The organism is Myxococcus sp. AB056, assembly GCF_006547365.1.
In the GTDB taxonomy this organism is placed as follows: domain Bacteria; phylum Myxococcota; class Myxococcia; order Myxococcales; family Myxococcaceae; genus Myxococcus; species Myxococcus virescens.
This window is the reverse complement of the sequence record NZ_VHLB01000022.1, coordinates 77,845-102,564: the sequence shown is the minus strand read 5'-3', so window position 1 is coordinate 102,564 and position 24,720 is coordinate 77,845. Positions and strand designations below refer to the sequence as shown.

General features: G+C 69.8%; 19 protein-coding genes. 4 read left to right on the top strand and 15 right to left on the bottom strand.

Going from position 1 to position 24,720, the window contains the following annotated elements; translation table 11 throughout:
- From FMP39_RS12830 to FMP39_RS12780, 11 genes are all read right to left on the bottom strand, one after another.
- Window positions 1-585 (bottom strand): glycosyltransferase family 39 protein (locus tag FMP39_RS12830; RefSeq protein WP_194858374.1); only part of this gene is annotated, 585 nt, incomplete at its 3' end.
- A gap of 57 nt (window positions 586-642) precedes the next feature.
- The gene (locus FMP39_RS12825; protein WP_141590184.1) at window positions 643-1,941 is read right to left on the bottom strand and encodes a UDP-glucose/GDP-mannose dehydrogenase family protein; all 1,299 of its coding nucleotides are present in this window, start codon (window positions 1,939-1,941) and stop codon (window positions 643-645) included.
- 23 nt (window positions 1,942-1,964) lie between these two features.
- A complete protein-coding gene (locus FMP39_RS12820; protein WP_141590193.1) occupies window positions 1,965-3,032 on the bottom strand; it encodes a glycosyltransferase in 1,068 nt (355 codons plus the stop codon).
- 19 nt (window positions 3,033-3,051) lie between these two features.
- Window positions 3,052-4,167 (bottom strand): glycosyltransferase, encoded by a 1,116-nt coding sequence (locus tag FMP39_RS12815; protein WP_141590183.1) that lies wholly within the window; start codon window positions 4,165-4,167, stop codon window positions 3,052-3,054.
- The gene (locus FMP39_RS12810) at window positions 4,164-5,303 is read right to left on the bottom strand and encodes a glycosyltransferase (protein WP_141590182.1); all 1,140 of its coding nucleotides are present in this window, start codon (window positions 5,301-5,303) and stop codon (window positions 4,164-4,166) included. Before FMP39_RS12810 ends, FMP39_RS12815 begins: the two co-directional genes overlap by 4 nt.
- A gap of 20 nt (window positions 5,304-5,323) precedes the next feature.
- Window positions 5,324-6,469 carry a glycosyltransferase family 4 protein gene (locus FMP39_RS12805; protein ID WP_228557948.1) on the bottom strand — a complete coding sequence of 382 codons (1,146 nt, stop codon included), beginning with the start codon at window positions 6,467-6,469 and terminating at the stop codon, window positions 5,324-5,326.
- Window positions 6,450-7,550, bottom strand: a complete 1,101-nt coding sequence (locus tag FMP39_RS12800) for an NAD-dependent epimerase/dehydratase family protein (protein ID WP_141590181.1) — start codon at window positions 7,548-7,550, stop codon at window positions 6,450-6,452. The genes FMP39_RS12805 and FMP39_RS12800 overlap by 20 nt, the downstream gene beginning before the upstream one ends.
- Window positions 7,547-8,716, bottom strand: a complete 1,170-nt coding sequence (locus FMP39_RS12795) for an NAD-dependent epimerase/dehydratase family protein (protein ID WP_305036068.1) — start codon at window positions 8,714-8,716, stop codon at window positions 7,547-7,549. The genes FMP39_RS12800 and FMP39_RS12795 overlap by 4 nt, the downstream gene beginning before the upstream one ends.
- Before the next feature lie 157 nt (window positions 8,717-8,873).
- Window positions 8,874-10,667, bottom strand: coding sequence for an ABC transporter ATP-binding protein (locus FMP39_RS12790; RefSeq protein WP_141590180.1), 1,794 nt, complete (start codon window positions 10,665-10,667; stop codon window positions 8,874-8,876).
- A 95-nt stretch (window positions 10,668-10,762) separates the two neighbouring features.
- Complete coding sequence (locus FMP39_RS12785) at window positions 10,763-11,761, bottom strand: Gfo/Idh/MocA family protein (RefSeq protein WP_228557947.1); 999 nt, start codon at window positions 11,759-11,761, stop codon at window positions 10,763-10,765.
- Window positions 11,758-12,672, bottom strand: a complete 915-nt coding sequence (locus FMP39_RS12780) for a zinc-binding dehydrogenase (protein ID WP_228557946.1) — start codon at window positions 12,670-12,672, stop codon at window positions 11,758-11,760. Before FMP39_RS12780 ends, FMP39_RS12785 begins: the two co-directional genes overlap by 4 nt.
- A gap of 383 nt (window positions 12,673-13,055) precedes the next feature.
- On the opposite strand from FMP39_RS12780, the gene FMP39_RS12775 reads away from it, so the two are divergent.
- Both FMP39_RS12775 and FMP39_RS12770 read left to right on the top strand, forming a co-directional pair.
- Window positions 13,056-13,520, top strand: coding sequence for a dual specificity protein phosphatase family protein (locus FMP39_RS12775; protein ID WP_225888974.1), 465 nt, complete (start codon window positions 13,056-13,058; stop codon window positions 13,518-13,520).
- Between the two features lie 3 nt (window positions 13,521-13,523).
- On the top strand, window positions 13,524-15,287 hold the full coding sequence (locus tag FMP39_RS12770) for a hypothetical protein (RefSeq protein ID WP_141590178.1): 1,764 nt from the start codon (window positions 13,524-13,526) through the stop codon (window positions 15,285-15,287).
- Window positions 15,288-15,293: 6 nt separating this feature from the next.
- Here the strand turns inward: FMP39_RS12770 and FMP39_RS12765 are convergent, their stop codons facing one another.
- Both FMP39_RS12765 and FMP39_RS12760 read right to left on the bottom strand, forming a co-directional pair.
- Window positions 15,294-16,181 carry a glycosyl hydrolase gene (locus tag FMP39_RS12765; RefSeq protein WP_141590177.1) on the bottom strand — a complete coding sequence of 296 codons (888 nt, stop codon included), beginning with the start codon at window positions 16,179-16,181 and terminating at the stop codon, window positions 15,294-15,296.
- Entirely contained in the window at window positions 16,178-16,915 is a 738-nt protein-coding gene (locus FMP39_RS12760) for a TIGR04290 family methyltransferase (RefSeq protein WP_141590176.1), read from the bottom strand. The genes FMP39_RS12765 and FMP39_RS12760 overlap by 4 nt, the downstream gene beginning before the upstream one ends.
- A gap of 126 nt (window positions 16,916-17,041) precedes the next feature.
- On the opposite strand from FMP39_RS12760, the gene FMP39_RS12755 reads away from it, so the two are divergent.
- A complete protein-coding gene (locus tag FMP39_RS12755) occupies window positions 17,042-19,009 on the top strand; it encodes an APC family permease (RefSeq protein WP_141590175.1) in 1,968 nt (655 codons plus the stop codon).
- Between the two features lie 104 nt (window positions 19,010-19,113).
- Here FMP39_RS12755 and FMP39_RS12750 read toward each other — a convergent pair whose 3' ends face one another.
- The gene (locus tag FMP39_RS12750; protein WP_141590174.1) at window positions 19,114-19,746 is read right to left on the bottom strand and encodes a GNAT family N-acetyltransferase; all 633 of its coding nucleotides are present in this window, start codon (window positions 19,744-19,746) and stop codon (window positions 19,114-19,116) included.
- A gap of 147 nt (window positions 19,747-19,893) precedes the next feature.
- Complete coding sequence (locus FMP39_RS12745) at window positions 19,894-22,494, bottom strand: right-handed parallel beta-helix repeat-containing protein (RefSeq protein ID WP_228557945.1); 2,601 nt, start codon at window positions 22,492-22,494, stop codon at window positions 19,894-19,896.
- A 457-nt stretch (window positions 22,495-22,951) separates the two neighbouring features.
- Between FMP39_RS12745 and FMP39_RS12740 the strand changes: the two genes are divergently transcribed.
- Window positions 22,952-24,463, top strand: a complete 1,512-nt coding sequence (locus FMP39_RS12740) for a right-handed parallel beta-helix repeat-containing protein (protein WP_141590172.1) — start codon at window positions 22,952-22,954, stop codon at window positions 24,461-24,463.
- Window positions 24,464-24,720 lie beyond the last annotated feature (257 nt).

The window sequence follows — 24,720 nt, the reverse complement described above, 5'->3', positions numbered from 1 at the left end:
CGCCAGCCCCCACCGCCAGGAGTCCTGGCGCGTGGCGTGGAACAGGAGCGCCACCGCGACGGCGTTGCAGCCCGTCAGGGTGCAATCCGTCACATCGCCGAAGATGCGCCCCTGGACGAGCTGCCAGCCAAAGGGCATGGCGAGGAAGCCCGCCGCCCCCAGCACGGCCCAGAAGCGCCCGGCGGGCCTGCGCGCGATGAGGTAGATGGACACCGCCGCGGCCAGGTGCCCCAGGAGCGAGGCCAGCCGCAACGCCAGCGGCGTCACGCCCACCACGTGCATCATCAGCGCGCCGAACCAGAAGGGCCCCGTGGGCTTGTGCATCCACACGTGCGCGGCCCACCAGTGGCGCGGGTCCGCGGGGAAGACCGGGTCCTTGTAGATGTGCGGCGTGAAGAAGGTGTCGTGCGTGCCGCGCGCGGCGGCCTGGTGCATCGCCTCGTCCCAGATGTAGATGGCCGGATGCGCCAGGTGGGGCGCCAGTTGGGCCAATCCCCAGACGACGAGCGCCCCGATGAGCAGTCCATCGAGACGCTTTTGAAAGACATCGGGGGGCGCGGCGACAGTTGGGGCGTCGGTGCTCATCGGGGCGATGCGCGGGGATAGCACCCCAAGCCCGCCAGAGCCACCCGGGGCCGTGCGTCAGCCGCGCCCGATGCCGATGTAGGTGAAGCCCTCGCTCCGGGCGAGCCGAGGGTCGAGCACGTTGCGTCCGTCGAAGATGATGGGGCGGCGCATCAGTGTCCGGAGCCGCTTGAGGTCCGGGCGGCGAAACTCGTTCCATTCCGTGACGAGGAAGATGCCATCCGCGCCCTCGGCGGCCTCGTAGCAGGTGGGCGCGTACGCCACCCGGTCACCGAAGTACTGCCGGGCCACGGAGCTGGCCACCGGGTCATGGCATTGCACGCGCGCGCCCTTGCCAAGCAACCCTTCGATGAGCTCCACGGAGGGCGCCTCCCGCATGTCATCCGTCTTCGGCTTGAAGGCCAGGCCCCACACGGCGAAGGTGTGGTCAGCGAGGCTGCCGTAGAACTTCAACGCCTTGCCGAGCAGACAGCGCTTCTGCCGGGTGTTGGTGGACTCCACGGCCCGCAGCAGGTCCAGCTCCAGGCCCACTTCACGCGCGGTGGACATCAACGCCCGCACGTCCTTGGGGAAGCAGCTGCCGCCATAGCCGATGCCCGGATAGAGGAACGCATAGCCGATGCGGCGGTCCGCGCCCATGCCCTTGCGCACCAGGTCCACGTTGGCGCCCACGCGCTCGCACAGCAGGGCCATGTCATTCATGAACGAGATGCGCGTGGCCAGCATGGCGTTGGCCGCGTACTTGGTGAGCTCCGCGGAGTGGGGGTCCATGAAGAGGATGGGGTTCTCCGTCCGCACGAAGGGGGCATAGAGGTCGCCCATCAGCTTCCGGGCCCGCTCGGACGTGGTGCCGATGACGACCCGGTCCGGCTTGAGGAAGTCGTCCAGCGCGGCGCCTTCCTTGAGGAACTCCGGGTTGGACACGACGTCGAAGGCCACGTCGGTGGTGCGCGCCACCGCGGACCGCACCCGGTCCGACGTCCCGACGGGAACGGTGCTCTTGTTCACGATGACGGTGTAGTGGCGCAGGGACCGGCCAATCTGTTCCGCGGCGACGAGCACGTGCTGGAGGTCGGCGTCTCCCCGCTCCGACTGGGGCGTGCCCACCGCGATGAACACCACCTGTGCCGGCGACACCGCCTCCGGCAGGTGTTCGGTGAAGCGGAGGCGCTGTGCGGCGACGTTGCGCCGGACCAGCTCCTCCAGCCCTGGCTCGTAGAGCGGAATCTCCCCGCGCCGCAGCGCCTCCACCTTCCGCGCGTCCAGGTCCACGCAGGTGACGTCATGCCCTGACTCCGCGAAGCAGGTCCCCGCTACGAGCCCCACATACCCCGTTCCGATGATGGCGATCCGCATGGTGCTGTCTCTCCCAGGCTTCGCTAGCCCCCTCGCTCCGCCTCCAGGACGTAGTCCTCCAACGTCCGCGCCCGGTGCTCCGCGGTGTGCTCCGCCAGTACGCGCCGCCGCGCTCGCTGCCCCATGGCCTGACGTTCCCGCTCGGGGACTTCCCGGAGGTAGCGCAAGGTCTCCGCGCCGGAGCGCGTGACGAAGAGCTCCCTCCCCGGCTCGAAGAAGGTCTCCAGGCCCGCCCAGTCGTCACTGATGACGGGCACGCCGCAGGCGGCGGCCTCGAAGAGGCGCACACTGGGCGAATGGCCCGCACGCACCATGTCCGCGCGCGTGACGTTCAGGGTGTAGCGCTGGGCGTTGTAGAAGGCCGGGTGCTCCGGGGGCGCCAGGTGCTCCACACGCGTGACGTTCGCCGGCCAGCGGAGGCCTTCGGGATACTGGGGGCCCGCCACGGCGAAGCGCCCCTCGGGCCACGCCCGCGCGGCGTCCAGCATCAGCCGCTCCAGCACCGGCTGGCGGTCCTCGCTGTAGGTCCCCAGGTAGCCCAGCTCCCAGCGCGGCTCGCACGGCGCCGGGACGTGCAGCTCTGGGTCACAACTGCAGTAGAGCGGCCGCGCGGCGGGCGAACCCAGCTCCCGTTCGATGCGCTCCAGCGTGGGGCCGCCCGTGAAGGACAGATAGAGCCGGTAGCCCGGCACCAGCTCCGGCCGCAGGTACTCACAGGCGCCTCGCGCCAGCCGCGCGAGCGTCACCGGCGTGTCGATGTCATAGAAGGCGGTGACGCCCCGCGCGGTCCGCTGCACCCACGCGCCTGCCTCCACGCCCTGCGGGACGTAGGAGCCCACCATGACCAGGTCCGCCTCACGCACGAGTGTCGTGAAGCGCTCGGCCAGGTCGTCCAGGCTGGCGTACAGCTCGGTGCGTCCGTGCGGCGGGTTCGGCAGGTCCCGGTTGGCGGCGTACCAAGGGACGTCCCGTTCGAGGAACCACACGTCGTGCCCGCGCCGCACCAGCCCACGCACCAGCCCGCGATAGGTGGTCGCATGGCCGTTGCCCCAGCTGGAGGTGATGGACAGGCCGAGGATGACAACCTTCATTCGCACGCCCTCCCCTTCCTCATGCGACGCACTCCCGCGTCGTGGTGGCGGACCCGGTCCGAAGCCCCAGGGCCGCCTCCACCTGGGAGACGCGATGCAGGTACGTGTGTCCGGCCAGCACGCGCCGGAGCGCGGCCTGACCGATGCGCCGGGCCTCCGCGTCCGTCAGCCGGCGGACGTGCTCGGCCACCTCCTCCCCGGAGCGGGCCACGAGCACCTCGCGTCCAGGCTCCAGGAAGAGCTCCACGCCCAGGAAAGCATCGGTGATGAGGCATGCCCCCGCGCCGGCCGCCTCGAAGACCCGCGTGGCGGGAGAGAAGCCGAAGCGCGCCATGCTGTCGCGGTGGATGTTGAGCACCGCGCGCGCCGAGCAGTTCAGCGCATTGTGTTCGTGCGTGTAGACGTGCCCCAGGCGCGTCACGTTGGAAGGCAAGGGGCGCGCCTCCCAGCCGCTGCCACCCAGCAGGAAGCGCGCGCCGGGCAAGTGCTCCGCGGCCTTCAGGAAGAAGGCCTCCACGCGGGCTTCGCGGTCCGGCAGCCGGTTGCCTAGGAAGGCCAGGTCCCCCGTGAAGCGGGCCTCCATCGGCGCCGGGTGGTGCGTGGAGGGGTCCAGCGCATTGTAGATGGGGACGCACTGGCGCGCGCCCAGCGCCCGGTAGGCGGACACCACCGGCTCGCCCCCGCCGTAGGTGAAGACGTGGTCATACCGGGGCACGAGCGCGCGGAACGGGTCATCCGGATGATGCTCCAGCCGCTCCAGCGTGGCGGGCGCGTCCACGTCCCAGAACACGACCTGGGTGCCCGGGCGCTTCAGGTCGAGCACACGGGCCTCCAGCAGCGCATCGAACACGCCCACGCCGCTGGCCTTCACCACCACGTCCGCGTGGCGCGCCTCCTCCAGGCACCGCTCCACGTCGGCCGTTCCCTGCTCGGTGTAGACGACCACGCGCGCCCAGTTCGGGTCCGCCATGTCGCGGTGCTGCTGTCGCCCGAAGGCATCGGGTTCGTAGAAGGTCACCCGGTGCCCTCGCGAATGCAGCGCGCGGATGAGGCCGCGGTAGTAGGTGGCCGCGCCGTTCCAGTAGGCCGAGACGAGGCTGGAACCGAAGAATGCGATGCGAAGTCCCCTGCTCATGCGGTGACCCTCCCCCGTGACAACGCCCCCGCCTGCGTGGCCTGGGGCACCAGTGACGCGTGGATGCGCAGCAATTCGTCCACCCGGTGCGCGCACGTGTGGCGGGCCAGCACCGTGCGGCGCCCCTGCTCGGCGAGCGCACGGCGTAAGTCCGCGTCCGCCAGCAGCGCTCGCAGGTGGTCGCGCATCCGCGCGCCGGTGTCCGCGACCAGGTAGTCGCTTCCCGGTGTGAAGAGGCCTTCCACGTCGCGCCACGGCGCGCTCACCAGCGGAATGCCACAGGCTAGCGCCTCGAACGGACGGATGGTGGGGATGCCCGGCAGGGACGTGGCGTAGGGCCGCCGGGGAACGTGGACCGTCACGCGCGCCCTGGCGAAGGCCTCGGGCACCCGGTGGTTGGTCAGCCACCCCGCGTAGGTGATGCCCGCGCGCGCCAGCGCCGCTCGCGCCGCGTCCGGGTAACGCACCCCGTGCACCCGCGCCTTCAAGCCCAGCGTTTGTGCCGGGCCGAGCAGGAACTCATGCAGCTCCGCGGTGCGCTCCTCGTCACCCCAGTTGCCAATCCAGACGACGTCATCTTCCGGCGACACCTCGGGCCGAGGGTGGAACACACGCGTGTCCGCGGCCTCGTGCCACGTCCACGCGCGCCGAGCCCAGCCCTGCTCCAGGTAGAGCCGCTGGAGGACGCCGCCAAAGGCGAGCACGCCGTCATAGTGGGCCAGTTCGTAGCGGGCCATCTCCTCCCGAGCGCTCACGCCCCGGTGGTGCGTGTCATGGAAGAGCAGGCGGAAGGCATCGCTCACCTGGCGACGCTCGCCCAGGCGGCGCACCAACGCTGGCGGGTTCCACTCGTGGACGAGGACGAGCTGTGCCCCTTCCAGGGCCCGGTCCAGGTCCAGCGTCGCCAGGTCGTATCGCTCGGGCCGCACATGCGGGTAGACGCGTCGTACTTCCTCCAGCATCGCCGGGCCCTCTCGCTCCTGCAGGAGGTTGCGCAGGCTCCAGGCGTCCTCAGGCTCGAAGACGCGGACGTCGTGGCCGCGCAGGGCCAGCTCCGTCACCACGCCGCGCAGGAAGTGCGCATTGCCGTGGTTCCAGTCCGACAGAAGCGAGTGGCAGAAGACGACGATGCGCATGCGCGGTGCCCCTTCCATCCTCAAGGCGCGCCCAGCGCGAGCCCGGCCGGGTGACGGACCGGCCACGCCCGGAGCGTCGCGTAGAGCCGCAGGTAGTCCTCCGCCATGCGGCGTGGGTTCCAGGTCAGCGCGCGGGCACGCGCTTTCGCGGCCATGCGCTTCCGATGGGCCCCATCCTCGAGGAGTCCTCGCAGCGCGCGGGTCAACCCATCCAGGTCCTCCGGGTGAACGAACACCGCCGCGTCCCCCCACACCTCTCGGAGGCTGGGAATGTCGCCCAGCACCAGGGCACAGCCGGAGAGCGCGGCTTCCAGCGCGGACAGGCCAAAGGGCTCGTAGCGCACCGGCATGGCGTAGATGGCGGCGCGAGCCATCCAGGCGGCGAGTGCTTCCGGGGAGAGGGGGCCCAGCGGCTCGGTGTTCCGAGCCCGTGCCACCTTCCCGCTCCCCGGGTGTCGCAGCTCGCCCGCCACGCGCACGGGGCAGGCCAGCCGGGGCGCCACCGCCTCCAGCGCCGACAGGTTCTTGGCCTCGTCCCACAAGCGGCCCGCCGCGAGGACGAACAGCTCCTTGGGCGCCGCGGTGAAGGAGTCGGCCCGGCGCGCGTTCGGGATGACGCAGGTGGGCGGCAACAACGGTCCATAGTGCCGTTCGAGCGCGCCGAGCATCGCCGCGCTGGGCGCCACCACGCGGTCCACGGCGCGCAGGCCACGCTGAACCTCCCGCCGGTAGCGCGCATATCGCGCCGGCGCGGGCTCCCGAAGGACCGCCTCCCACCAGGACAGGACGCACGAGTGGGCCACCACCACCGAAGGTGCCCGCCAGGGCAGCGCGCCATGGGCATAGCCATTGAGGTGGATGACGTCGGGCGCCAACACCTCCTCCAGCGCCAGCAGCCATTCCCCGGACGCGCGCACGTCCTTCCAGGGCGCGTCCATCCACTCCAGGCGATAGGTGCTCTCGTGGAGGCGCAGCCCCGGGACAGCCGCGGCTTCACCCGCCTGCGGCACCGTCACGGGCTCGCCCAGGGTCGCCAGCTCCACCTGGACGCCCGCGTCGGCGAAGGCCCGGCAGAGCTCCAGCGCGTAGGTCCACACGCCTCCCACCGTGTCGGTGGTCATCAACACACGGCGGACGGCGCGCCCTCTAGCCTGCGTAGACTTCACGCGCCCCTCCCCGCCACGACGCCACCGGCCGCTCATGCATCAGGGTCCGCAGCCAGTCGTGGAGCCGGTCCACGCCCTCGGCGATTCCCACCTGGGGCGCCCACCCCGTGGCGGCCTGGAACTTCCGGGTGTCGGAGACGTAGTAGCGCTGGTCCCCCGTCCGCCAATCCTCGAACTGGAGCGCGGGACGCAGGCCGGTGCGCTGCGAGATGAGGCCCAGCAGCTCCAGCAGGCTCACCGTCCGCGACGGGCCGCCGCCGATGTTGAAGGCCTGCCCCTTGAGCCGTCCGATGTGCTGCTGCGCCAGGCCGAGCGCGCGCACCAGGTCGCCCACGTCGAGGATGTCCCGCACCTGCTTGCCATCCCCGTAGAGCGTGAGGGGCTGGCCTTCGAGCATGCGCAAGAGGAAGTGCGCCACCCAGCCCTGGTCCTCGGTGCCGAACTGCCGGGGGCCGTAGATGCAGCTCATCCGGAACACCACCGTCCTCAGCCCGTAGGCCCGCGCGTAGTCGAGCACGTACTGGTCCGCCGCGCCCTTGGAGCAGCCATAGGGGCTCTCGAAGTCCAGCGGGCAGGCCTCCCCCACGCCGTGACCGCGCAGGCCCGCGTCCCGAGGCTCGTAGCGGCTGGGCTTCTGGACGAGCTCCACGCCCGGCATGCCACCGTAGACCTTGTTGGTGGAGGTGAAGACGAGCGACGCGGGCCGCTCCATGGCACGCAGCGCCTCCAGCACGTTCAAGGTGCCGCCCGCGTTGACCTCGAAGTCGGTGACGGGCGTCTCCAGGCTGGTGGTGACCGCCACCTGGGCCGCGAAGTGGAAGACATGGCTGGCGCCGATGACGGCCTGCTTCACCGCATAGGCGTCCCGTACGTCCGCAGTCATCACCTCCAGCCGGGCGCCATGCCGGGCCTGGAGCCAACGCAGGTTGTGCACCACACCGGGGCGCGTCAGGTTGTCGACAACGCGCACGGTCCGCCCCGCGGACAGGTAGTGGTCCGCCAGGTTGGAGCCGATGAAGCCGGCCCCGCCGAAGATGACCGTCCTGTCCTCTTCCACCTCCCAAGGTTCCGCCGCGCTCATACGGTCAGCCCTCGCGCCTCGAGTTCCGCGCGCGCCTCCGCCACGCGGTCCGTCGCCACCTGGTCTTCGAGCCACGACGACAGTTCCCTGAGCCCGTCGTGGAAGGAGACCTGGGGTGCGTAACCCAGCAGGTCACGCGCCAGGGAGATGTCCGCGAAGCAGTGACGGATGTCGCCCATGCGATAGCGACCCGTCACCGCGGGGCGGAGGCCGGGGCGGCCCATCACCTCCGCGAGCGCCAGGGCCACTTCCTTCACGGTGATGGACTGTCCACTGCCCACGTTGATGACATGCGCGTCCGCCCCCCGCGCGTCGAGCGCCAGCGCGCAGGCGTTCGCTACGTCACGCACGTGGACGAAGTCCCGCTGCTGCAGGCCGTCCTCGAAGACGAGTGGCGGACTTCCATTGAGCAACCGCGCGCCGAAGATGGCGAGCACGCCGGTATAGGGATTGGAGAGCGCCTGCCGGGGCCCGTAGACGTTGAAGAACCGCAGCGCCACGGTGGGGATGCCGTAGGCGCGGCCCAGGATGAGACACAGCCGCTCCTGGTCGAACTTCGACAGCGCATACACGGAGGAGAGCTCTGGCGGCTTGGACTCCGGCGTCGGCACGGGCGTGAGGGCTTCGCCTCCGGGGCCTTCCAGCTCCCACTTCCCATCCGCCAGTTGCTCCAGTGGCCTTTGCCCGCCGGGGATGCGCCGGCCATCTGGCGCGCGCGACAGTCCCTCCCCATAGACACTCATGCTGGAGGCCACGACCAGCCGTTCAATCGGACGCTCGATGAGCGCTTCCATCAACACGGAGGTGCCCAGGTTGTTCACCGCCGTGTAGTGGGCCACCTCGTACATGCTCTGGCCCACGCCCACCGCCGCGGCGAAGTGGTAGACGGCGTCAACGCCCGCCAGGGACTGTCGGACCACCTCCCCGTCACGCACGTCGCCCACCACCAACTCCACATCGGTGGACAGGTACTCCGGGCGTCGTCGCGCTTCACCGTGGACCTGGGGCACCAGCGCATCCAGGACCCTCACGCGGTGGCCGCGCGCCAGCAGCGCGTCCGCCAGATGTGAGCCAATGAAGCCCGCGCCGCCCGTGATGAGAATCTGTCTTTGCCTCATGTCGCCCCCCGGCGCACGCAGGCAGTCGATGTTCATCACCACCGCCATGCATTGATGAAGGTAGCCACCGCACCTGTTGGTGCTAGCCATCTGCTACCGACGTTCATCCCGGTCAGGCGCCTGCACGCGCCCCAGCATCATTCGAGCTGGCGCTCAGGGGAGCGGCCCCATCACGGCCGCACATGGGCCGCCGAGGCGACGAGCCCTACGCGGCCACGGGCGTCAGGGGTGAAGGGGGCAATTCCGGGAGCAGGCCGCGCGTCTGCTTGCGCACCAGCGACGCGTAGTAGCCGTCACGGCGCATCAGCTCCGCATGCGAGCCCTCCTCGATGATGCGGCCATCCTTGAGCACCAGGATGCGGTCTGCGTTCACCACCGTGGAGAGCCGGTGCGCGATGGCGAAGGTGGTGCGGCCCTTCATCAGCTCACCCAGTGCGTCCTGCACCAATGCCTCGCTCTCCGCGTCGAGCGCGCTGGTGGGTTCGTCGAGGATGAGGATGGGCGGGTCTGTCAGGAGCGAGCGGGCAATGGCGATACGCTGCCGCTCGCCCGCGGACAACCGGTTGCCGCGCTCCCCCACCAGGGTGTCGTAGCCCTGAGGAAGTCCCAGGATGAATTCGTGTGCGTGGGCCGCGCGCGCGGCGGCCTCGATTTCCGCGTCCGTGGCCTGGGGCCGCCCATAAGCGATGTTCCCCCGCACGCTTTCGTTGAAGAGCAGCGCGTCCTGGAGCACCACGCCGATGTTGCGCCGCAGCGACAACTGCTTGAGCGTCCGGATGTCGCTTCCGTCAACGCGCACGACGCCCTGGTCCGGGTCATAGAAGCGGCACAGCAGGCTCATCAGCGTCGTCTTGCCCGCGCCGCTGGGGCCCACCAGGGCCACCGTCTCCCCACGCCGGACGTCCAGGGAGATGCCGTTGATGAGCGGCCGGCCCGCGCCGGAGGGATAGGCGAAGTGGACGTCCTCGAACGTCACGTCACCGCGCATGTGCGTGATTTCGTGCGCGTCTGGCGCGTCGCCCAGCGAGTCCTGCGCGTCGAGGATGGAGAACACCTGGCGGATGGACACCGAGGCCGTCCGCAGCGTCTTGTACACGCCGCTGAGTCCCTGCACGGGGCCGAAGAGTCCGCCGATGTAGCCCAGGAAGGCCACCAGGGTACCGACGGTGAGCTGCCCCTTCATCACCAGGAGGCCGCCCATGCAGATGGACGCCACGCGCGCGACGAGCACGGTAGTGTTCTGCCCCGCCGTCACCGCCGAGTCGAACGCCACACCCCGGGTGACGACGGTATTGGCGTCACGCACGCCATGCAGGAAGCGCTGCTTCTCCCGCTCCTCCATGGCGAAGCTCTTCACGGTGATGATGCCGGAGAGCACCTCGTTGAAGCGGGCGTAGATTTGCGTCCACCGCTCCAGCAGCGACTCCTCGCGCCGGGCCTGCACGGGCGCGGCGCGCCGGGCGATGAGCACCGGCAGCGGCGCGAAGGCCAGGGCCAGCAATGCCAGCCGCCAGTCGAGCTGGAGCATGACGCCCACCGCGATGCACAGGTACACCGCCGCGGGGATGACGTTGAAGGTGAGCTCGGTGATGGCGCCCACGAAGCCCTGGAGCCCGCGGTCCATCCGCGTCATCAGCGCGCCCACGCCCTCCTGCCGGTGAAAGCTCAGCGGCAGCCGGTGCAGCCGCGACACGGTGGCCTCGTTGAGGGCGAAGTGCACCTGGATGCGGGTGCGCCAGGTGAGCCAGTTGGACGCGGCGCCCAACCCTTCACGCGCGAGCCCCATGAGCACCAGCAACCCCACGCCCATCAGCACCGGCTTCGTGGCGTCTTCGCTGCCCAGTTGGTCGAAGATGCTCTTGAGGACCAGGGGCTCCAGGGCGCTCAGGCTCGCGGAGGTCAGGACGAGGAGCAGGATGAAGACAATGGTGCGACGGTAGGGCCGCAAGTAGCCCAGCGCTCGCCACATCGCGCCGCGTGAGACGGGAGGGGTCTGCATGGTCAGGCGAGGAACGGTGTTTCAGTCCCACACCTTCCACCGTCCAGACAGAGCCCGATGCCTCCGCATCTCGGGAGACGGGCATGCGAACGCTCTCAGACGTAGAGTCTGTCGAGCGTCTCCGCGACCTGGATGAGCTGCTCGTTCTCCGGCGTGAAGCGCTTTCCTTGGGCCAGGCGTGTGGCCCAGTCCACGGCGGCCCGTCCGCCCCAGCCATCTGGCGGGTCGGCGAGCCGCTCACGCCCGGTGCCCCGGAAGGCGTCCGCCGTGAAGTCGTAGAACGAGCCATTCACGTTGCGGAACGACACGCCCCCTTCCGTCCCATAGAACGACGCTTCAATCACCGCGTCGCAGCCCGCCGACAGCTTCCAGGAGCAGGCGAGCTGGACGGCGGTGCCTCCTTCCAACTCCAGCAGGGCGGCGGCGTAGTCTTCCACGCCCTCCTCCCGGCCACGCAGCGGCCGTCCCTGGGCGAAGCGCTGGCTGCTCACCCGGCGGACGGCGGGGAAGTCGAGCACCCACAGCGCCAGGTCCACCAGGTGGATGCCCAGGTCCATGACGCAGCCGCCCCCGGCGAGCGCCGCGTCGTAGAACCACGGCTTGTCCGGGCCGTAGGCATTGTGGAAGACGAGGTTCACCGCATGCACGTGCCCCAGCGCGCCCGACTGGTGGTGCGCTCGGACCCTGCGCAGCCCTTCCGCGTAGCGGTAGCTGAAGTCCACGCCGAGCAGCACGTCCGACCTCCGGGCCGCCTCCACCACGCGCCGGACTTCGTGGGCCGTGCGGCCCAGCGGCTTCTGGCAGAACACGGCCACGCCGCGCTCCAACGCCTGGATGGACTGCTCCGCGTGAACAGCGCTGGGCGTGGCGATGACGACGCCGTCGGGTGAGAGCGCGAGCAGCGCGTCCAGGGAGTCCACCCGCTCACACCCCGGCGCGAGCGCCCGCGCGGCCTCGGCGGCGGCCTCCGAAGGGTCCGCCACGCCGATGACGTCCACCTGGGCCTCTTTCACCAGGGCCTGCATCCGATGGCGTCCAATCCAGCCCACGCCGAGAAAGCCCAGCCGGGGGCGCCGCATCACGGGAGCGCTCATGGCGTGACCAGGGCCTTGAGGAAGCCGTCCGGCCGGGAGCGCAGGGCGTCGAAGGCGCGGTCGAGTTCCTCCAAGCGGAACTGGTGGGTGAAGAGGGGAAAGGGGTCCAGCGCGCCGGAGGCGACGGCGTCCACGGCGAGCCGGATGCCCTCCACGTAGACGCGCGGGTCGCGTTCGTGCGCGTTGATGACATCCAGGCCGCGCCAGTTCCACAACTGCATGTTCACCTGCCGGGGCCCGTCCTGGTGGTAGCCCGCGATGACGAGCCGGCCCCGCTCCCGCGTGAGTTCGCCCGCGAGGTCGAGCGGCCACTGCGAGCCCACGGCCTCGATGACGCGGTCGCAGAAGGCACCGTCGGTGAGGGCCTTCACGCGGTCGATGATGCGGCCGTGGTCATCCATGGGGATGCACTCGGCGGCGCCATAGGCCCGCGCCAACTCCAGCGAGAAGGGACGCCGGGAGATGGCGAGGACCCGCGCGCCCGCGTTCGCCGCGAGCCGTGTCACCACCGCGCCCAGGAAGCCGATGCCGATGATGGCCACCGTCTGCCCCGCCTGGATGTCGCCGCGACGGAAGATGTTCATGGCGCAGCCCAGCGGCTCTCCCGGAAACGGCTTGCCCGCGAGCGAGGGTGGAAGCACCACGGCGGACGACGCCTCCACCACGTCGTACTCCGCGAAGGCCGCCGAGGAGAGCGTGGCCACCCGGTCTCCCACGCGAAGGTCCGTCACCCCGTCTCCCACGGCGTCCACCACGCCCCAGCCCTCGTGTCCGGGCGTCCCGGGCTTCATCGGATAGCGGAACCAGTCACGGCCCTCCCAGGTGGGCAGGTTGGAGCCGCACACGCCACAGCCCTCCAGCCGCACGCGTATGGCGCCAGGGCCGGGCTCGGGCCGGGCGATGCGGTCCACCCGTGTCCCCCCAGGGCCCGTGACTACCGCGGCCCTCATCATTCCGTCCGACATCGCGTCCTCCCGTCCCTGTCCCACTCCGCGTTCTGTGCCGCCAGCGAGGCCAGGACAACCCGCCCTTTTGGCGCATGCGGGGCGGCCGTGGCCCCGCCAACGCCCGCTTCGTTCGAGCGCCGCCAGCCTGGACACCATGTGTCGGGGGCCCGACGCGCGGAAGGGCCGCTTGCCCGGCCGCGTCGGACGTCGTCGTGGGAGCGCGGACACCTATCTTCCTTCTCGAAGGCGCAGGCGAAGAGGAGGCAGCCGTGCTGGGAAGGACACCGGAGTGGGAGCTCAACCTGGACGCCGTGACACCGTCGCTCGCCGTGGGCGGACGCTACCCCATGGAGGCCGCGGCCTACCTCGCGGGACAGCTTGGCATCCGCTCCGTGGTGGACGTGCGGGTCGAGGACTGCGACGACGAGCGGGTGCTTCGCCAGCACGGCATCACCCTGCTCCACCTGCCCACGCAGGACATGCAGGCCATCCGGTTGCCCATGATTCACGACGGCGTGGCCTGGGTCCGCGCGCGGCTGGCGCGGCGGGAGAAGGTGCTCATCCACTGCGAGCACGGCATCGGGCGCAGCGCGCTGCTGGCGCTGTGCGTCCTCGTGGAGGGTGGCCTGGCCCCCTTGGAGGCGCTGTCGCTCGCCAAGGACCGACGGAACCTCGTGTCACCGAGCCCCGAGCAGCTCACGGCCTTCATCGCGTACACACAAGCGCTGCGCGCATCACGCGAGGTGCCCTGGGAGGTGCCCGGGTTCGATGCGCTCGCGGCCATCGCCTACCGCCACCTGCGCCAGGGCTGAAGGATGCTCATCTACGGGAGCGCCGTGAAGCACGCGTCACCCCGGGAGCTCCTGTCGGCGCTCCATGCGCGCCTGCGGCAGTGGGAGGTGATGGCGCCGGGGTTGGACCGACATGCCGCGCTGGTCTCCCTGTTCATCGACTCCGGCTCGCTGGCGCAGGGCGTCCTGGACCAAGACTTCGCGGAGCGGCGGCACGACGACCCCGGGCCGCTCGGCGCGGCGTGCGTCGCGCTGCCCTTCGTGCTCGCGCAGGCGCTCCAGCGTTCCTGGGAGACAGGCTTCGCGTCCGTGCCTCCCGTCCCCGCGGCCCCATTCCAAGCGCTGGGCCGGTTGCCGCTGCCGGAGCGCGTTGGCCTCTCCGTGCCCGAAGGCTACGCCTACCACGCGCTCTATCCAGAGCAGTACCTGGAGGCCGCGAAGACGCTGCATCCTCCAGCGCCGCCCCTGGTGGTGGGCATCCGAGGCATCGGCGCGAGTCTGGCGTGCGCCGTGGCCGCCGCGATGAAGGCGCCGCCACCCCTCACCGTCCGGCCCACGGGGCACCCGTACCAACGCGTCTGCAGCCTGGGGCCCGGACTGGAGCGGGAGCTGCTGGCGCGCGCCGCGAACACGGACGTGGCCATCGTGGACGAAGGGCCCGGCCTGTCAGGGAGCTCCTTTGGCGCGGTAGCGGACTTCCTGGAGGACCACGGCGTTTCAGCGCGGAGGCTGTGCTTCTTCCCCAGCCACGCGGGCGCCCCCGGCCCCATGGCCAGCGAGCGGCACCGGACCCGCTGGGCCCAGGCGCGGCGGCACCTGACGGAGTTCGATGCGCTGTTCCTCCAGCCGGGAGACGCCCGGTGCCTCCTGGCCCGTTGGTGCGAGGACCTCACGGGCCAGGCGCACAGCCACCTGGAGGACCTGGGCGCGGGGACATGGCGGCGTCTGCTGTTTCCAGACGCCCGTGAATGGCCCCCGGTGCACGTCCAACAGGAGCGGCGCAAATACCGGGTCACCACGCCGCGCGGCGTGTTCCTCCTCAAGTTCGCGGGCCTCGGAGGTTTCGGTGAACACCGGATGCTGCGTGCCCGGCAGCTTGCCCAGGCGGGCTTCACCCCACCGGTGGAGGGACTGCGGCACGGCTTCCTGGTGCAACGGTGGATGGAGGACGCACGGCCGCTGTCCCGGGTGCCCGAGTACGGACGCCAGGCGATGGAGGCCCAGGTGGGCGGCTACCTCGGCTTCCGGGCCCGGCACTTTCCCGTGGATGCGCTGGAGCGAGGCGCGTCCGTGGCCGCACTGCTCGACATGGCCCGCTACAACACAGCGCGGGTCCTGGGCGAGGCGTGCTGTGCCCGCGAGTTCGATGGATGGAGCCGGCACCTGGGCACGCTCGCGCGGGAGGTCCGCCACGTGGAGACGGACAACAAGCTCCAGCCGTGGGAGTGGCTGGTGCTGGCGGACGGGCGGCTGCTCAAGGCGGACGCGGTGGACCACCACGCCGGTCATGACCTGATTGGCTGCCAGGACGTGGCCTGGGACGTGGTGGGCGCCGCGGTGGAGCTGGGGTTCGACGTCCAGGCGGAGGCGCGGCTCGCCGAGCACGTGGCGAGGGCCAGTGGCCGTCCCGTCAGCGAAGGGCTGCGGGCTTTCTACAGGCCCTGCTATCTGGCCTTCCAGTTGGGCCACCACCTGCTGGCCGCCACCGCGCTGGCGGAGACAGCCCCCGAAGAAGCCAGCCGCTTGCGGCGCGCGGCGGAGCGCTACGCCGCCCTGCTGCGCGCCTGACGAGCGTCACTGCGCATACCGGCGCGTCATCCGCGCGCAGAAGTCCGCGAACTCCTCCACCTGCTGGGGCGGACTCGTGTGGTGGTCCTTGAGGCCCCGGGAGCCGGGAGTGAAGCAGTACGTCAGCGTCACGTCGAAGCCGTCGAGCGCGCGCATCTGCCGGTCGAACCACGCCTCGGCGCCGGGCCGGTGGCTGTCCGCCCAGCTCAGGCCCGTGCGCAGCTTGCGGACGCCCATCTTCCGCAGCCAGGCCACGGCGTCATCCAGCCGGTGGTCCTCGAAGTGGAACCACTGGCAGATGCCCAACTGGGGCGTGTAGTCCGCGAAGTGGCGCATGGCCCGCTTGGGCGTGCCGTCCTCGCGCAGCAGCCCCATGTAGAAGTGCCGGTAGTACGACGAGCCCTCCGCCTCGCGGTGGCGTGTCGTCGCGGGCCAGGCCCTGGGCAGGTCGTAGAGGCTGTACCAGTGCACGCGGTCCACCTGGTCCAGCAGGAGCTCGGCGGTGCGACGCAGGCCGAACTCCTGCACCTCCTCCGCGCCGAAGGTGGACACCCCCACCTCCGTCACCCAGACAGGGAGACGTGACACGGCGCGAATCTCCGCCAGGCGTTCGGGCCATTCGTCGAGCTGCCAGTGGTTCCAGTCGAGCGGGAAGCCATGCACCGCGACGACGTCCACCTCATCCAGGGCGCCCTGCGCTTCCATGCGGCGCAGGAAGGACACGTCGATGGGCGCCATCCCCCCCAGCACGCGCGGCAGCCGGGGGTTCTCCGCGCGCACCGCGGCGCCCGCCAGCCGCACCATCCGGGAGAAGATGGCCCAGTCGGCATCCAGCCCGAAGTCCCAGTGCGACATGTTGTTGGGTTCATTCCACAGCTTCACCGCCTCAATCATTGGAGCACCTCCGGGCGCGTGCTGCGTCGGCACAGGTAGATTTCCCGGGCGGGCCGCTCGAGCAATTCGAAGCCGGCGGAGCGGAGCATGGCCTCCGTGCACGCCGCATTGGGCACCCACCAGTTGGTGGGGTCTCCGGCATAACGGCGTTCAATGAAGTGCAGCTTCGGGAAGTCCGGCCGGTCGAAGATGGCGTGCTCGGAGATGGGGTAGTCCGCCGCCACTGGCCCCACCTGGGTGCTGCCCCGCTCCATCGTCTGGAAGAAGAGCAGGTCCCTCACGACGTGCTCATGGAGCAGGTCCAGCGCGAGCAAGGGATGGCGCAGGTGGTAGAGCACGCCCATGAAGAGCACGACATCGAACTTCTCGCCCAGCGCGCCCGCTTCGTACACGTCCAGTTGATGCAGCTCCACGTCCACCCCCAGCACCTGGGTGGCGAAACGAGCCTGGGCCAGGTAGCGCGCGTCGCTGTCGATGCCCACCACGCGGGCCGCGCCCCGCCGCTTCATCTCGATGCTGTAGAAGCCCCCGTTGCAGCCGATGTCGAGCACGGACTTGCCCGTCAAATCCCTGGGGAAGGCTCGCTGGAAGGTCCGCCAGAACACGGCGGGGAAGTCTCCCAGGGGATGCCGGGGCGCCGTCTGCACGCCATGCAGGTCCAGGTTGTGGAACCAGTCACCCAGCGAATGCACCTGGTGTTGAAGCTGCTCGGCCGTCAACTCGGACGGGGTCATGGCGCCTCCGTCATGCAGGGGAATCCATGACGAGGGTGCGCAGCACGCAGGAACTTTCCAAGTAAGGCCGGGCGCAAGGCCCGTCGCCTGTCGAAGCCCCCGGAGACGCGGCACTACCTTTCAGGCATGTCCTTGTGGCGGGTCCTGTTCGGCAGGCCCATTCCGAACGAGCGAGCGGAAGAGGAGAGGATTGGTCCGCTGACAGGTATCCCCGTGCTCGGGCTGGACGCGCTGGCCTCCGCGGCCTACGGGCCCGAGGCTGCGCTCACCGCCATGCTCGTGCTGGGCAGCGCCGGGCCGCGGTACATCGGCCTGCTCACCGGCATCATCGTCGCGCTGCTGCTCGTGGTGCAGTTCTCCTATCGGCAGACCATCGCCGCGTATCCCGACGGCGGCGGCTCGTTCTCCGTGGCCCGCGCCAACCTGGGCGTGAAGCCCGCGCTGCTCGCGGCCTCCGCGCTGGCGTTGGATTACGTGCTCAACGTCGCGGTGGCCATTTCCGCCGGCGTGGGCGCGCTCGTCTCCGCCATCCCCAGCCTGTTCCCCCACACCCTGCTCCTGTGCCTGGCGCTGCTCGGCTTCATCATGGTGGTGAACCTGCGAGGCGTCCGTACCGCGGGCTCGGCCTTCCTGCTGCCCACCTACCTGTTCGTCGGCTGCCTGGGCATCACCCTGCTCATCGGCATCTGGAAGGTGCTCACGTCCGGTGGCAGCCCCGTGCCCGTCGTCGCCCCACCCCGGCTCCCGGAGAGCACGGCCATGGCGAGCCTCTGGCTGTTGATGCATGCCTTCGCGAACGGCTGCACGGCGATGACGGGCATCGAGGCCGTCAGCAACGGCGTACCCATCTTCCGCGAACCCCGCGTGCGCAACGCGCGCCGGACGTTGCTGGGCATCGTGAGCATCCTGGTGATGCTCCTCTGCGGCGTGGCGTGGATGAGCCACGCCTATGACATTGGCGCGACCGCGCCGGGCCAGGCCGGCTACCAGAGCGTGCTGTCCCAGGTCGTGGCCGCCGTCACCGGGCGCGGCGTCTTCTACTACGTGACGCTGGCGGCCATCGTCTGCGTGCTCTGCCTGTCCGCCAACACGAGCTTCGCGGACTTCCCCCGCCTGTGCCGCGCGCTGGCGCTCGACAGCAACCTGCCTCCGGCCTTCGCCCACGTGGGCCAGCGCCTCGTGTATTCCACGGGCATCATCACCCTGTCCCTGCTGGCCGCCGCGCTGCTGGTGGTGTTCAACGGCGTGACGGACCACCTCATCCCGCTGTTCGCGGTGGGGGCGCTGTCCGCCTTCACCCTGTCCCAGCTCGGCATGGTCATGCACTGGCGGCGCATGAGCGGACGCGGCACGCGGCGGTTCCAGTGGGTGAATGGCGTGGGCGCGGCCTGCACCGCCCTGGCGCTGACCGTGGTGGCGACGGCCAAGTTCGAAGAGGGCGCCTGGCTGACCGTCGTCTTCATTCCCCTGACCTACGCGCTGCTCCGGACCTCCCGGCGCCACGCCGAGCGCATCCACGCCGCCACCGAGACGCCCCACCCCATCCCCGTGCAGCCGCTCGCCGCGCCCGTGGTGGTGGTACCCCTCCGGCGCCTGGACCGGGTGGCGCAGAAGGGCCTGCGGCTGGCCCTGTCCATGTCCCCGGATGTGTATGCCGTGCAGGTCCGAGGACAACCGGACGCCCAGGAGCAGTTGGTGCAGCGCTGGGAGTGGCAGGTGGCCGCGCCCCTTCGGAAGGCCGGACGGCCGGTGCCACGACTGGACGTGCTCGTGCCGACCTACCGCCAGGTCGTGGACCCGCTGCTGGGCTACGTCCGGAAGCTCGCCGCGGAGCATCCGGGCCGGTTCATTGCGGTGCTGGTGCCAGAGCTCGTCGAGCGCCGCTGGCACCACTTCATCATCCCCAGTCACACCGCCACGCTGTTGAAGATGATGCTCCTGGTTCGCGGAGGGCCCCACATCGTCGTCATCAACACGCCCTGGTACCTGCGCGAGCCGTCGAGCCGGAAGAGACGCCTCAGACGAGGTTCTTCATGCGGACGACCAGGTTCGGGGTGCTGCTCCCCAGCGTGCTCGCATCATCCGTGGGAATGACGTAGCCCCGTCCCCTCGGCCCTGGAATCCGACACGCGGCACGCGGTTGAATGGCGCTGGAAGGCGAGCCGGAGCGCGAGGACCCGGCCCCCTGAGCAGAGGGTCTACAGCAGCTTCTGCCCCAGCACGTCGAACGCTTCCAGATCGCTCGCGGCGGCGGGGCTGGCCCGGTAGTCCTCCGCCAGGAGGGTCCAGATCATGACGTCGCGCCACGAGCCGTCAGCGGCCAGGAGGCGCTGTCGCAAGGTGCCTTCGTGGGTGAAGCCCAGCTTGCGGGCCACCGCGACGCTCGGCACGTTGAGCGGGTCGCAGTGAATCTCCACCCGGCGCAGGCCATCCAGCTCGAACGCGACGCGGACGAGCGCCGCCGCCACTTCGGTCGCGAGCCCCTGACCGGTGTGCTGGGCGGCAATCCAATACCCAATCTCCCGGCCCCCCTCGCCCACACCACGAGGATGCAGCCCGCAGCCGCCCAGGACCTCCGTCCCTCCCCGGTCGAACACGGCATAGGTGAAGTCCTGCCCCAGGTCGAAGGTTCCGCGAAAGCGCCGCAGGACGGCGGCCTGCTGCTCCACGCTGATGGGGTAGTGCCGCGCCCAGTCCAACCAAGGGCGCAGGTGGTCGAGGCTGGCGTCGATGGCGCGGAGCGCACGCGCGGCGTCAGCGGGTGACCAGCAGCGGAGCAGCGTTCGTGCTGTCTGGAGGGTGTACGCAGGCCCAAAGGGAGTCGGAGTCATGACGAACCAGTGGAAGTAGAAGTGACTTTGGCCCCTTCCATCCCACGGAGTCTACGACAGAGACCGAAGCAAGACAGACCCAGAGCCACGGACGACGCGACGGCCATGGCAATGGCTCATTCAATGCTTCGACGCACTCCACCCCGTCTAACGCACCACGTGCATCTGGGAGGCACTCACCCCGTCGCCTCGCACCCGCACCTCCAGGGCCCCTGCCTGTTCCGCGCGGAAATAGAACACCGCTTCCTGCTGCGGTCCCTCCAGGGCCATGGCGCCGCTGCCATTCAGAGGCACCAGGGCCTGCGCACACGCCGCGTCCCGGAAGAAGGTCACCCCGCCAACGTTCCCCTGCGCCTCCACCACCAGCAGGGACGAAGCCAGGGCGGACAGATTGCCCATGGCGTCCTGGCTCTGCACCACCAACGCCTCGGAGCACGCGCCCGCCGCCACGTCTTGCGGGGGCGTCAGGAAGGCCACCTGCGCCGCCGCGTCCGCCACCACGTCCACGTCGAAGGTGGAGCCCGGCAGGGTCTCCCTGGCATAGCCCGCGCCGCTGATGCGGTTGCGGCTGATGACGTTGGCCCCGCCCAGGTCCGAGATGGCCGCCTGGTACGGCACGCCGTTCGCTACCACCTCGTGGCTCAACGTGTTCTCCACCACGAGCAACCGTGAGGATTGCGCCAGCGGCCCACCGTCCGCCTCCGCTTGCGACAGGTCGATGCCAATGTCGTTCGCCTCCAGCGTGTTGCCCTGGATGAGGACGTCCTCGCACACCGGACCGCCGTAGTAAGCCCCACCCGCGACGAGGATGCCGGCCGCCACATAGCCGGTCCCCGTATAGATGTTGCCGGTGACGCGGTTGCCCAGCACCTGTCCCGTGGCGCCGAAGCTCAACTGGATGCCATTCCTGGCGATGACGGCCGACGGACCGCCGCCCTCCACCACGTTGTCCTCCACGGCCACGTCCACCCGGCCCGAGGCCACGATGCCCCCCTTCTGGTAGCCCACGGCGTGGTTGCGCAGGACCTCCACCTGGACCACGTGGGACGCGTCCTGGGCGTTTCGTACCTCGATGGCCACGCCCTCCTGGCAGCCGCCCTCGCCCGCGCCCTGGTGCAGCGCACGCACCTCGCTATCGGTGATGGAACCACTCGCCCCGGTGAAGCGGATGCCACTCAAGCCGGCCTCGCCCGCATCACACGGCAGGTCCGACAGGCCGCGCGCCGCCACCGTCACGTCGTGGACATGGGCCGTGTCTCCCCGGTTGCGGAGCACGGCGCCCTGGAAGTGGCCGCCCTCGGGGTCCACCGCAGTCACAACGTGCCCGGCGCCATCGAAGGTGACTCCGTCCGGGATGTACAGCGTGCCCTCCGTCGTGCAGTCCGCCGTCAACGTCACGCGGCCGTTCTCCCACCGGGCGGAGCAGGGAGGAAACGCCCCACAGCGCCGGTCATCCCAACGAATCCGGAACACGTGCGCCGCGCTCATCCCCGAGACATTCGTGACGGTGAGCCGCACGGAAGGCTCCACGCCCGCCGGGACACAGGACAGCTCGGACCAGGGCACCTCGCTCCGCGTCCCGTCCTGGGTGGCGGTTCCCAGGAGGCCGGTGTTCGCGGACCACTGGAAGGTGAGCGCCTCGCCGCGCGGATCCTCCGCCACCGCCTGGAGCAGGACGGGCTCCGCGCTCACGGCCTCCGTCCGCGACTGAGCCGTGGAGATGATGATGGGCGGCAGCCGCTGCACCACGCACACGGCGACCGAGCCCACGTGCTCACCGCCTCGGCCATCCCGCATCGTGACGTGGAACTGGCACGCGCCACAGGCCCCCGAGGGCGGCGTGGACGGCGTGAAGCGAGGCGACCGCGCGCTCGCGTCATCGAAGGTGCCTTCGCAACTGGCCGTCCATGCGTAGGTGAGCGTGTCTCCGTCTTCGTCCCAGCCTTCCGCCTGGAGTTGCAGGGAGTCGCCATACGGGACCTCGCCAGAAGGAAGGGAGCCCAGCTCCACCATCAACGGCCAGCGATTGAAGGCGGCCACGCTGTCCGCTCCGAAGCCATGGTCCCGGGCCACTCGCACGGGAAAGTCCAGCGTGGCCCCCTGCCCCACCGCGTTCGTCACCTGGAGCGTCAAGGTCACGAAGCCGGACGCCTCTGGCGCCGTCCAGACGGGCGCCACGGCGCTGGCGTCGCTGAAGCTTCCAGCCGAGGCCCGCCAGGCATACGTGAGCGCCCCATCCCCGGACGCGGCCTCTGCCACCGCGCGCAGCGCCACCTGCCCTTCGGGCCGGACCTCCGCCAACGAGCCCACCACCGCGTCGATAAAAGGCGCTCCGGGCACGCCGGAACTGGGGGCTCGCGGGACCAGGACGACCAGCGCCGTCCGGTGCGCGCCTATCACCACGTTCGGGACGTCGATGTGCGCCAGGACCTCACCGCCATCGCCTCGGACGGTCGCACTCACCTCAGCTGCTCGTCCGGAGGCAATCCGCCGCACCAGCCCCTGCCACAGACCGTCGCCGCCGGAGAGCACCGCGCCCGCTTCTTCTCCTTCCACAGGCGTGAGCGCGGCACGGACCTCCGTGACGGGCCCGGGCGTCAGCGTGCGCGGCAGCACCACCATCACCCGCGCCGACGCGGAGGGCTCCTGTTGAAGGGGCTGCGGGTCCTCCAGGTGACACCCCGCGGTGACGAGCAGCAACAACACGCCCGCGAGGCGCCAGGGGTTCTGCGTGTCCAAGAACGTCATGACGGCATCCTCCGGCGGGAAAGGAATTCGAAACGTTACCGGGAGCCTCCCGGCGGCGCGAGGCCCCTGCCTCCCATGCAACGCGTCAGCCGACCTTCCGGGGAGCCCCCCTGCGGGGCACCCTCCCGTCAACTGCGCGACGTGGACACGGACGTCGCCGCGACAAGCGTTGCCAGGGCCTGTCTCCCATGCTCGATCGGCCCGTCCGCAGGCCCCGCTTCCAACGCCACGCCCTGGCCCGGAGTGTGGCTCCCGGGGAGCCATCCTACCTTTGCCCCTCCCGCGTTCCGTCGCGCGCCCATCACATCCACCCCCTTCTGGACATCTCACCTGGACCCGAGCAGCGGCGACTGTCCACATCCAGCGCCATCACCATCCGTGGAGTCCATATGACGCTGCACGACTTCACACTATCGAGTCCCTCTCACTGAGCAGCCGCTCAGAGAGAGGAGCGTTCATGAGTCGAAATCGATGGCGATGTTTCGGAAGCCTTCTGGTTGGAACCCTGTCACTGCCAGTCGTGGGGTGCTCGGGCGAGGAACCCAGTCACGAAGAGGTCCACAGCAGCCCCAGTGAAGACCTCCACACGGCAGCGCTGAGCACGGAGTCCCCCCTAGAGGGCTTCCAGGACCTCACCTGCGGGTACATTCCCTGCCCTGTCTTCCAGAACGGAAACGTTCTGACGCTGGCGGGCAGCTGCGCCACCTACTCCACCCTGCTCATTCCGGATGGCTACGTCCTGGATGGGGCAGGGCACTTCATCATCGCGCTGGACCCTCCGGGAGACCGCTTCAAGGGCGCCATCGCGCGCAACTGCGGCGGCAGCGCGTTCTACATGAACCTCAGGCTCATGTTGAATGAGCTCTCGGACGTCTGCGACACGGGGGAGGACGCGCTCGTCGGCATCCGGTTCGACAATGCGACGGGCTCCGTCATCAACACCCAGATTTTCAACATCCGCCAGGGAGACGGAACCGGAGGCTGCCAGGAGGGCACTGGCATCCTGATTCGCAACCAGGCCCCGTTGAGCCCGACGCAACACGTCGGTGTCCAGAACAACCTCCTGCTGGGATACCAGAAGGCCGGCGTCGTGGCGGTTGGCAATGTCTTTGTGGACATCACCAACAACCGGCTGGTGGGCGCCGGTCCCATCGGCAACGTCGCCCAGTCCGGAATCCAGATCGGGCTCGGGGCCACCGGACACATCGTCAACAACCTCATCTCCGGGCACTCCTACACCGGAGAGGGTGTCGCCAGCGGCATCCTTGTCTACGGAGGGCCGATGTATGGGGGCCCGTTTTCCACGGACGTCCTCATCCATGACAACCAACTTTTCAACAACGACATCGGCGTCTACCTGTCCCAGGGCAATGCGGATCAAAGCCCTCCGGCGGTGCCGACGAACATCCAGGTCGTGGGCAACGAGCTCCACTTCGACGGGGTGACGAATGGTTACGTCTACCAGGCCGGAATCTCCGACCTGGGCACGGGCAATGTCATTCACTCCAACGTCATCACCGGCGCGGGGTATGACCCGGCCACCCTCCCCGGCTCCACCTTCGCCGTGGATGTGCTCGCGGGTCCGGTAGCAAGCCTCGCCTTCCGTAATCCGCCTCGGCAGGTCCCCGTGGGCCTCTGCTCCGGCCCGCTCATTGTCCAGACCCAGGACGTGAGCGGGAACCTGGCCGTGCCCGCCATGACGGGCTTCAACATCACCTCAGCAGGCCCGGCCTCCCCCGGCATCCAGTTCTACGCCGACCCCGCCTGTGCGGGCCCCACGGTGACGACGCTCGACCTGGGGAACCCCCAGGCCCAGGGCCGCTTCTACTTCCGAGCCACCACGCCGGGCAGCGTCACCGTCTTCGTCTGGAATTCGGACTGGACACAAGGCCAGACGCAGCAGGTCTTCATCCCGCTGGACTCGGCGGCACCGCCCGCCGGCGCCCTCCGGGTGGAGCCGCAACACTGACGTGATGCCCGGGTGGCCAGAAGGCGTGCCTACGCGCTGGCCACCCGGGCCACTGACAGCAATAGACATACAAATACAACTCACCATCAATACATCCCGGAACGAGGCGACCGCGCCTGGCCCTGTTCGAAAGCAGTGGCTGCGCTGAGCCGACTGAGGGAATGTCACCGCATTCCTGGTCCCGCGAGGCGCCTGTCCGGCGCCCGGATGCGAAGTCCGGGACACCTCCCAGATAAATAAATCCCCACTGTCGCATT

Coding starts and splice junctions, on each gene's coding strand:
- FMP39_RS12800 (WP_141590181.1), bottom strand. CDS start 7,550: ATGAGCGCGGCGGAACCTTGGGAGGTGGAAGAGGACAGGACGGTCATC.
- FMP39_RS12820 (WP_141590193.1), bottom strand. CDS start 3,032: ATGAAGGTTGTCATCCTCGGCCTGTCCATCACCTCCAGCTGGGGCAAC.
- FMP39_RS12765 (WP_141590177.1), bottom strand. CDS start 16,181: ATGATTGAGGCGGTGAAGCTGTGGAATGAACCCAACAACATGTCGCAC.
- FMP39_RS12815 (WP_141590183.1), bottom strand. CDS start 4,167: ATGAGCAGGGGACTTCGCATCGCATTCTTCGGTTCCAGCCTCGTCTCG.
- FMP39_RS12760 (WP_141590176.1), bottom strand. CDS start 16,915: ATGACCCCGTCCGAGTTGACGGCCGAGCAGCTTCAACACCAGGTGCAT.
- FMP39_RS12770 (WP_141590178.1), top strand. CDS start 13,524: ATGCTCATCTACGGGAGCGCCGTGAAGCACGCGTCACCCCGGGAGCTC.
- FMP39_RS12755 (WP_141590175.1), top strand. CDS start 17,042: ATGTCCTTGTGGCGGGTCCTGTTCGGCAGGCCCATTCCGAACGAGCGA.
- FMP39_RS12745 (WP_228557945.1), bottom strand. CDS start 22,494: ATGACGTTCTTGGACACGCAGAACCCCTGGCGCCTCGCGGGCGTGTTG.
- FMP39_RS12790 (WP_141590180.1), bottom strand. CDS start 10,667: ATGCAGACCCCTCCCGTCTCACGCGGCGCGATGTGGCGAGCGCTGGGC.
- FMP39_RS12750 (WP_141590174.1), bottom strand. CDS start 19,746: ATGACTCCGACTCCCTTTGGGCCTGCGTACACCCTCCAGACAGCACGA.
- FMP39_RS12740 (WP_141590172.1), top strand. CDS start 22,952: ATGAGTCGAAATCGATGGCGATGTTTCGGAAGCCTTCTGGTTGGAACC.
- FMP39_RS12810 (WP_141590182.1), bottom strand. CDS start 5,303: ATGCGCATCGTCGTCTTCTGCCACTCGCTTCTGTCGGACTGGAACCAC.
- FMP39_RS12785 (WP_228557947.1), bottom strand. CDS start 11,761: ATGAGCGCTCCCGTGATGCGGCGCCCCCGGCTGGGCTTTCTCGGCGTG.
- FMP39_RS12775 (WP_225888974.1), top strand. CDS start 13,056: ATGGAGGCCGCGGCCTACCTCGCGGGACAGCTTGGCATCCGCTCCGTG.
- FMP39_RS12795 (WP_305036068.1), bottom strand. CDS start 8,716: ATGGCGGTGGTGATGAACATCGACTGCCTGCGTGCGCCGGGGGGCGAC.
- FMP39_RS12825 (WP_141590184.1), bottom strand. CDS start 1,941: ATGCGGATCGCCATCATCGGAACGGGGTATGTGGGGCTCGTAGCGGGG.